Origin of the sequence: Nocardioides sp. J9 (assembly GCF_007829375.1) — a bacterium.
Classification (GTDB): domain Bacteria; phylum Actinomycetota; class Actinomycetes; order Propionibacteriales; family Nocardioidaceae; genus Nocardioides.
Genome location: NZ_VLJQ01000098.1, coordinates 22,682 through 28,681, shown reverse-complemented (window position 1 = coordinate 28,681; position 6,000 = coordinate 22,682). Strand labels below are relative to the sequence as shown.

7 protein-coding genes and 1 pseudogene are annotated in these 6,000 nt (G+C 73.5%); 5 read left to right on the top strand and 3 right to left on the bottom strand.

Going from position 1 to position 6,000, the window contains the following annotated elements; genetic code table 11:
- The 3 genes and pseudogenes from L615_RS16840 to L615_RS16830 form a co-directional block, all read left to right on the top strand.
- Positions 1-189, top strand: a pseudogene (locus tag L615_RS16840) (IS110 family transposase); the annotation flags it as partial.
- Between the two features lie 165 nt (positions 190-354).
- The gene (locus L615_RS16835; protein ID WP_145725816.1) at positions 355-543 is read left to right on the top strand and encodes a DUF1918 domain-containing protein; all 189 of its coding nucleotides are present in this window, start codon (positions 355-357) and stop codon (positions 541-543) included.
- Between the two features lie 65 nt (positions 544-608).
- Positions 609-1,790, top strand: coding sequence for a CdaR family transcriptional regulator (locus tag L615_RS16830; RefSeq protein ID WP_145725815.1), 1,182 nt, complete (start codon positions 609-611; stop codon positions 1,788-1,790).
- A 13-nt stretch (positions 1,791-1,803) separates the two neighbouring features.
- On the opposite strand, the gene L615_RS16825 is transcribed toward L615_RS16830, so the two are convergent.
- From L615_RS16825 to L615_RS24380, 3 genes are read right to left on the bottom strand one after another with little or no spacing between them, the layout of a single operon-like run.
- A complete protein-coding gene (locus L615_RS16825) occupies positions 1,804-3,096 on the bottom strand; it encodes an ArsB/NhaD family transporter (RefSeq protein ID WP_315897794.1) in 1,293 nt (430 codons plus the stop codon).
- The gene (locus tag L615_RS16820; RefSeq protein ID WP_028655277.1) at positions 3,093-3,569 is read right to left on the bottom strand and encodes a TrkA C-terminal domain-containing protein; all 477 of its coding nucleotides are present in this window, start codon (positions 3,567-3,569) and stop codon (positions 3,093-3,095) included. Before L615_RS16820 ends, L615_RS16825 begins: the two co-directional genes overlap by 4 nt.
- Entirely contained in the window at positions 3,566-3,934 is a 369-nt protein-coding gene (locus L615_RS24380; protein WP_145725814.1) for a hypothetical protein, read from the bottom strand. Before L615_RS24380 ends, L615_RS16820 begins: the two co-directional genes overlap by 4 nt.
- 200 nt (positions 3,935-4,134) lie before the next feature.
- Between L615_RS24380 and L615_RS24375 the strand changes: the two genes are divergently transcribed.
- On the top strand, positions 4,135-5,088 hold the full coding sequence (locus L615_RS24375; RefSeq protein WP_145725813.1) for a sensor histidine kinase: 954 nt from the start codon (positions 4,135-4,137) through the stop codon (positions 5,086-5,088).
- Entirely contained in the window at positions 5,085-5,753 is a 669-nt protein-coding gene (locus L615_RS16805) for a response regulator transcription factor (protein WP_028655280.1), read from the top strand. The genes L615_RS24375 and L615_RS16805 overlap by 4 nt, the downstream gene beginning before the upstream one ends.
- The last annotated feature ends 247 nt before the right edge of the window (positions 5,754-6,000 follow it).

Genomic DNA, 6,000 nt, shown 5'->3' with positions numbered 1-6,000 from the left:
GCCAACCCCTGGGCCGCGAAGATCTACAACGACGCCCTCGCCCGCGGCAAGGACCACCCCCACGCCACCCGCATCCTGGCCCGCGCCTGGCTCGGCGTGATCTGGCGATGCTGGCAGAACCAGACCGCCTACGACCCCCACCAGCACGGCGCCCTCCAGGCACTGCTCAGCGGTGTCGAAGCGGCCTGACGTTGACACAGGGCTACTCATCGCCCTCCCAGCGTACGTGCGGGTCGCGCTTGGTCGTGCTTTCAGCTCGAGCCCGACAGAGCCCCTTGTGCGGGCCCCGGCCGGCGAGCATGGTGGGAGGTGTGGCCCGCAGCAGGGTCGCGGGCCCGTCGTGGGAGGTGTCGCATGCAGGCCAAGGTGGGAGACCGGCTGGTCGTCGAGAGCCACTCCGACTCGCAGCACCGGCGCGCGGCCGAGGTGGTCGAGGTGCGCGGGCACGACGGGGCGCCGCCGTACCTCGTGCGCTGGGCGGACGGCCACGAGTCGCTGGCGTTCCCGGGCCCCGACGCGCACGTGGTGCCGGCCGGGTCCTGAACGCACGCGCCGGCCGGTCCGGTGTGGGCACGACCGGTGGCCGGCGCGGCACTACGCTCGACCGCGTGGACGGGCTGACGGTGGTGCCGGAGGTGCGGGCGCTGTGCCTGCGCCTGCTGCCGGAGTCTGACGACCTGGGCGCCGCGATGGCGGCCCGGATCCGCCGCGAGATCCCCGTGTACGACGACGGCGACGTCGTGCCGCACGACGAGCTCGTCGGGTCCTGCCAGGTCAACGCGCGCTACATCCTGGCGACCATCGCCGGAGAGCCCGCGGCGGAGGCGACCCCGACCGAGACCGGCATCCTGCGCGCCGAGCAGGGGGTGCCGTACGCGATGGTGCTGCAGGCGTTCCGGGTCGGCTCGCGCTTCCTGTGGGAGGTGCTCGTCGAGCGGGCCGACCCCGAGCACCGCGACACCCTGCTGCTCGCGGCCGCCGACATCTGGGCGGTCAGCGACCAGCTGGCGGCCGACGTGACCGACGCCTACCGCCGATCGATCGCGGATCGGGCCCGTCGCGACGCGGAGGCCCGCGCGGTGCTGGTCGGCGCGCTGCTCGACGGCGAGCCGGACGCGGTCACCCACGTCGGCCGCGCCGCCGGCATGCTCGACCTCGGCCGGGCCAGCGGGTACGTCGTGGTGTCGGCCGAGTCGCCGGCGCCGGGTGCCGAGGGCCTGGTCGACGTGGAGCGCGTGCTGCGCCGGGCGAACGTGCGCTCGGCCTGGCGCCTGGACCACGACCGCCACGAGGGCGTCGTCGCGCTGCGCCTCGGCTTCGGGCTCGACCAGCTGGTGGCTGCGCTCGAGGGCGTCGCGGACGCACGGGTCGGCGTCAGCCGCGAGGTCGGCCGGCTCGACGAGGTGCCCGAGGCGCGGTGCCAGGCGCGGGTCGCCTGCGCGGCGGTGTCGCCCGGTGCGGCCGCCGTGGGGCGGTTCGGCAGCGACCCGCTCGCCGTGCTGCTGGCCAGCAGCCCCGACCAGGCGCGGGCCCTGGTCGACGCCGTGCTCGCCCCCGTCCTCGCGCTGCCCGAGGACGACCGGTCGGTCGTCATCGACACCGCCCGCGCGTGGCTCGCGGCGGGCGGCTCCACCTCGACCGCGGCGCAGCAGCTGCACGTGCACCGCAACACCGTGCGCTACCGGATCCGCCGCCTCGAGGAGGCCACCGGTCGCGACCTGGCCCGCCCCGTCGACGCCGCGGAGCTCTACGTCGCACTGGAGTGCGTCCGGATCCTCGGCCTGGCCTGAGCTGTCACGCGCGTCACAGGACGAAGTAGCGGACGTAGACCCACAGCCAGGCCGCAGCGACGGTCGCGACGGTGGTGACGATGCCGTACTTGGTGAACTGCCAGAAGCTGATCGGCTCCCCGGCCCTGGCGGCGATGCCGAGCACGACCACGTTGGCGCCCGCAGCAACCGCCGTGGCGTTGCCGCCGAGGTCGGCGCCGAAGACGAACGCCCACCACAGCGGGCTGTCCGCGCCCGTCGTACCCGTCGCGGCGACGAGATCCTGGACGATCGGCACCGTCGCGGTCGTGTACGGGATGTTGTCGACGAACGCGCCGACGATCCCGGACCCGAACAGCAGCACCGTCGCGGCGAGCAGCTCCTGGTCGCCGAACGCCTCGGCCGCGAGCTCGCCGATGCGGCCGATGACGCCGACCTGCACCAGCGAGCCGACGAGCACGAAGAGCGCCATGAAGAAGGCGAGGGTGCCCCACTCGACCTCCTCGAGGAACTCCTCGGGCTCGCTGCGCGAGACCAGCACGGTCGCCCCGGCGCCGAGCATCGCCACCATCGACGGGTCGAGGTGCAGCAGGGTGTGGAGGCTGAACGCCACCATCACCAAGGTGAGCACGACCAGGCAGCGCACCAGCAGCCGCATGTTGGTGATCGCCTCGCGCGGGTGGATGTCACCGAGCACGTGGTGGACGTCGATCTGGTGCCCGAAGGTCTCGCGGAACATCCAGCGCGCCATCACCACGAACAGCGCCAGCAGCACGACGGTCAGCGGCAGCGAGTGGACGAGGAAGTCCGAGAAGGACAGGCCCGCGCGGCTGCCGATGATGATGTTGGGCGGGTCGCCGATGAGCGTCGCCGTACCGCCGATGTTGGAGGCGAGGATCAGCGAGATGAGGTACGGCGCCGAGGGGAGCCCGAGCTGCCGGCACACCGAGATCGTCACCGGCGCGACGAGCAGGACGCAGGTGACGTTGTCGAGGATCGGCGCCACCGTGGCGCCGATGAGCACCAGCAGCACGAGCAGCCGGTAGGGGTGGCCGCCGGACCTGCGGGCCGCCCACAGGGCGAGGAACTCGAAGAGCCCGGTCTGCTTGAGGACGCCGACGATGACCATCATCCCGAACAGCAGGAAGATGACGTTCCAGTCGATGCCGGTGTGCTGGTCGAAGAACGCCGACTCCGCGTCGACGAGGCCGATGACCGCCATCCCGGCCACCCCGCCCAGAGCGGCGGCGACGCGGTGGACCCGCTCGGTCGCGATGAGGGCGTAGCTGACGATGAAGATGGAGATGGCGGCCGACGTGAGGATCACGCGGCGCTCCGTCCGGGCGGGCCGAGCGCGGCCCGGGCGCCCTCCGGCTCGATCGACTCGTACCACCCGGCGAGCCGGCCGAAGCGGCTCACCGACATCAGCCGCGCCTCGACGCTGGTGACCTGGCCGAGGGCGCTGACGACGAGGACCTGGTCACCGGTGCGCAGCTGGGTGCGCCCGCCGGGGACCAGCACGTCCTTGCCGCGGGTGACCAGCGAGACCGCGGCGCCCTCCGGCAGCCGCAGCTCGTCGACCTCGACCCCTGCGAGGTGCGAGCCCTCCTCGACCTCGAAGCGCAGCAGCACCGCGTCGAGCCGGTCGAGGGTGGCGAAGCCGATCGACACCTTGTGCACGAAGCTGCCGCGCTCCACCCAGCGGGGCTGGCGGCCGCGGCCGACGGCGAGCCCGATCGCGAAGCCGACGGCCGCGCAGATCATCCCCGTCGAGATGGCGACCTCGAGCGTGGCACTCACCGCGCACCACCCTCTCGGGGCGGCTCACCGGCCTCGACGTCGTGCGGATGCTCGGGAAGCTCCTCGGGGTCGGCCGACCGCGAGGCGATCAGGTGCTCGACCGACTCCACGTCGAAGCGCAGCAGGCGCAGGTCGAGCTCGTCGAACTCGTCGCGGACGGCGGCCTCCATCGAGTCGCGGGCCGACGGCAGCGCGTCGCGCAGCTCCGCGAGGTCGTGCTCGGCCAGCCAGCGGCGCGCGGCGGCGAGCAGGAGCGCGTGCGCGACCCGCTCGGGCTCGGCCGGGGCGGACGGGCCGCCGTCGAGCAGCACCTCGACCAGGAGCCGCACGTCCTCGCCGTCGGCCGTCGGGCCGCGGACCGTCATCGGCAGCTCCACGTGCTGGGTGCCGCCGACCCCGCCCCGGGGACGTTGTCCACCGCCCCCGACGGAGAGTGAACGTCCGAGGGTGCGACGGAGACGGGCGAGGGTCAGCGGCATGCTTCCAGACAACCCGACCCGCGCCGGCGACGGTATGGGGTCCACCCCCCATTTCCTCCGCCCATCCGATCGGGGATGGTGGGGTCGTGCAGCCCGTCAACACGTCCCTGTACTGGAAGGTGTGCCTGATCAACGGCGCCGTCCTGTGCACCGCGGTCGTGGTCCTCCTGCTCTCGCCCGCGCGCGTCTCCCGGCAGGTGGTCGTGTCCGAGGCGCTGGTGCTCGTGGCCGGCCTCGGGCTCGTGCTGCTCGTGACCGCCGTGCTGCTGCGCCGGGCGCTGGCGCCGGTCGACGAGGTGATCCGGGAGATGGCGACCGTCCAGCTCGGCGGGGAGGGCCGCCAGCTGGAGGCCGCGGGGGACGGCCCCGGGGCGCAGCTGGTGCGCAGCTACAGCGCGATGCTGGAGCGGCTCGAGACCGAACGGCGCTCCAGCAGCGCCCGCGCCCTCGCCGCCCAGGAGGCCGAGCGCGACCGCGTCGCCCGCGAGCTGCACGACCAGGTCGGGCAGAGCCTGACCGTGGTGCTGCTCGGGCTCAAGCAGCTCGAGGACCGCGCGCCGGCCGACCTGTGCGGCGAGCTGTCCCTGCTGCGCGAGAGCGCCCGCGCCGGCCTCGACGACGTGCGCCGGGTGGCCCGGGAGCTCCGGCCCGGCGTGCTGGAGGACCTCGGGCTGCAGGCTGCCCTGTCGGCCCTGGCGAACGACGTCGCGGCGTACGGCGGACCGGCGGTCCGTCGTACCTTCGGGCCGGGGTTGCCCGAGCTCGGCCACGACGCCGAGGTCGTGATCTACCGCGTCGCGCAGGAGGCGCTGACCAACGTGGTGCGCCACGCGGGCGCGAGCCGGGTGGAGCTGTCGCTGCTGCGCTTCGGGCCCGACGTCGTGCTCGAGGTGGGTGATGACGGCGGCGGGATCAGGCCCGGCACCCCCGACGGGACGGGGATCCGCGGCATGCGCGACCGTGCGGCCCTCGTCGGCGGCACGGTCGAGGTCGTCTCGGGCGACCGCGGCACCATGGTGCGCCTGCGGGTGCCGGCATGAGCGAGGCTGCCGTGACCGCCCCGATCCGCGTGCTGCTCGCCGACGACCACGCGCTGGTCCGCCGCGGCGTACGGCTGATCCTCGAGCAGCAGCCCGACATCGAGGTCGTCGCCGAGGCCGCCGACGGCGCCGAGGTGCTCACCCTGCTGCGACAGGTCGAGGTCGACCTCGTCGTCCTCGACATCGCGATGCCGACGATGACCGGCCTCCAGGCCGCGCGCGAGATCTCCCGGCGCCGCAACCCGCCGCGCGTGCTCATGCTGTCGATGCACGACAACGAGCAGTACTTCTTCTCCGCCCTCCGCTTCGGCGCCAGCGGCTACGTCCTCAAGTCGGTCGTCGACGAGGACCTCGTCGAGGCCTGCCGTGCGGCCATGCGCGGCGAGGCGTTCGTCTACCCCGGCGCCATGGGCGCCATCGTGCGCGACCACCTCGACCGCCTCGCCCGCGGCGAACGCGTCCCCGACGCCGTGCTCACCCCCCGCGAGGATGAGGTGCTCAAGCTCATCGCCGAGGGCCGCACCACCCGCGAGATCGCCCGCATCCTCTCCATCAGCGAGAAGACCGTCGAGAAGCACCGCTCCAACATCCTCGCCCGCCTCGGCATGAACGACCGCACCCAGCTCACTCGCTACGCCATCCGCGCCGGCCTGATCGAGCCGTAGGTGGGTCGCGGGCTGGGGCGGGGGCTGGGGTAGTCCCTGACGAAAAGCACCGTTGTACGGCGTGTCGCGGTGCTTTTCGTCAGGGACTACCGCCCGGAGAAACTTCCAATCGGCCACCTCCGGCAAGCTGACCTGTGGACGAGCGGCGTTCGTCCACAGGCGCTGGGGCGGGCGGCCACGGCTGGGGCTGGCCCGGTCGATCCTGTCGGGATGGAGTGGTGGGACGGCCCGCGGCCGGGGTTGGTGC